The sequence below is a fragment of the Ochrobactrum sp. EDr1-4 genome, assembly GCF_049199085.1.
GTDB lineage: Bacteria > Pseudomonadota > Alphaproteobacteria > Rhizobiales > Rhizobiaceae > Brucella.
Genome location: NZ_JBLZOF010000029.1, coordinates 1 through 1,482 on the forward strand (window position 1 = coordinate 1; position 1,482 = coordinate 1,482).

Sequence of the window (1,482 nt, forward strand, 5' to 3'; positions counted from 1 at the left end):
GTCTAATGCAACGAACTGAACGCCCTATTCAGACTCGCTTTCGCTACGCCTACACCTACCGGCTTAAGCTTGCTCGTTACACTAAGTCGCTGACCCATTATACAAAAGGTACGCTGTCACCCAGAACTAATCTTGGGCTCCAACTGTTTGTAGGCATTCGGTTTCAGGTACTATTTCACTCCCCTCGTCGGGGTGCTTTTCACCTTTCCCTCACGGTACTGGTTCGCTATCGGTCATGCACGAGTACTTAGGCTTGGATAGTGGTCTACCCATGTTCAGACAGGATTTCACGTGTCCCGCCCTACTCAAGGACTTATAATCGTGTTGCGTGTACGGGGCTATCACCCACTCTAGCCAACCTTTCCAGATTGTTCCACTTTACTCATATAAGCCACTGGCCTGGTCCGCGTTCGCTCGCCACTACTAGCGGAGTCTCGTTTGATGTCCTTTCCTCCGGGTACTTAGATGTTTCAGTTCCCCGGGTTCGCTTCTAACCCCTATGTATTCAGAATTAGATACCTTATTACGATAACTAGAAACATGAACTGTTCTTGCTTGCGCGCCAACAATTCAAATTTTCTAGCTATCTAAGGTGGGTTGCCCCATTCGGAAATCGTCGGATCAAAGGGTATTCGCACCTCCCCGACGCTTATCGCAGCGTATCACGTCCTTCATCGCCTGTGCATGCCAAGGCATCCACCAAATGCCCTTAAGACACTTGATCACTCTCATTGCCAATATCCATCAAACTATTAAAGTCTGACGTTATCAGCAGAAAGACCAGCTTCTCGAGATACAATCGGTGGAGCGGTTAGGCGTCCAATCATAATGCAAGGCTTGAGCAAGCTCTTGCGACATCAGCTATAAAGCTAATCCGATTACATCTTCTCTTCACTATTTCATACAGAACAGGCAAATTGCTCAAAGCAATCTGCAAACTTGTTTCTTTCTTTTGTTGATTGACCAAAATCCGTCCTACTCGACACCAAAAAAGTGATGGTGGAGCTTATCGGGATCGAACCGATGACCCCCTGCTTGCAAAGCAGGTGCTCTCCCAGCTGAGCTAAAGCCCCTTATCACATATCTGGTGGGCCTGGGAGGACTTGAACCTCCGACCCCACGCTTATCAAGCGTGTGCTCTAACCAACTGAGCTACAAGCCCATATACTTTCGCTACCTCTCAAAGAGGGCGCCAATACAGGACGCTAGTCCGTCGCCGCTTATGCGGCGCGCTCGCGCAGGGCCAGCAGCATCAGCTGCGATAAGGCCCGTGAGCGGGTCATTCAATCAACAATGAAGAAAGAGAAACGAAGGCGGCACGCCTGCAAAGCGATCGTGAAGCTGACTGGCTTCCGATCTATGTTCTAAAAAGCACGAGAAAGTTCATCTGCAATAAATTGCAGCGTCTTACTATTCTACAGCTTCCTTAGAAAGGAGGTGATCCAGCCGCAGGTTCCCCTACGGCTACCTTGTTACGACTTC

The 1,482-nt window shown here is 49.1% G+C and carries 2 tRNA genes and 2 rRNA genes; all 4 read right to left on the reverse strand.

The features are described from left to right. Positions 1-724, reverse strand: a 23S ribosomal RNA gene (locus ACOZHT_RS24365); the annotation flags it as partial. Positions 725-997: 273 nt separating this feature from the next. Next, a tRNA-Ala gene (locus tag ACOZHT_RS24370) sits at positions 998-1,073 on the reverse strand. 12 nt (positions 1,074-1,085) lie between these two features. After that, positions 1,086-1,162 (reverse strand) — tRNA-Ile (locus tag ACOZHT_RS24375). 268 nt (positions 1,163-1,430) lie between these two features. Then, positions 1,431-1,482: ribosomal RNA gene (locus ACOZHT_RS24380) — 16S ribosomal RNA — on the reverse strand; the annotation flags it as partial.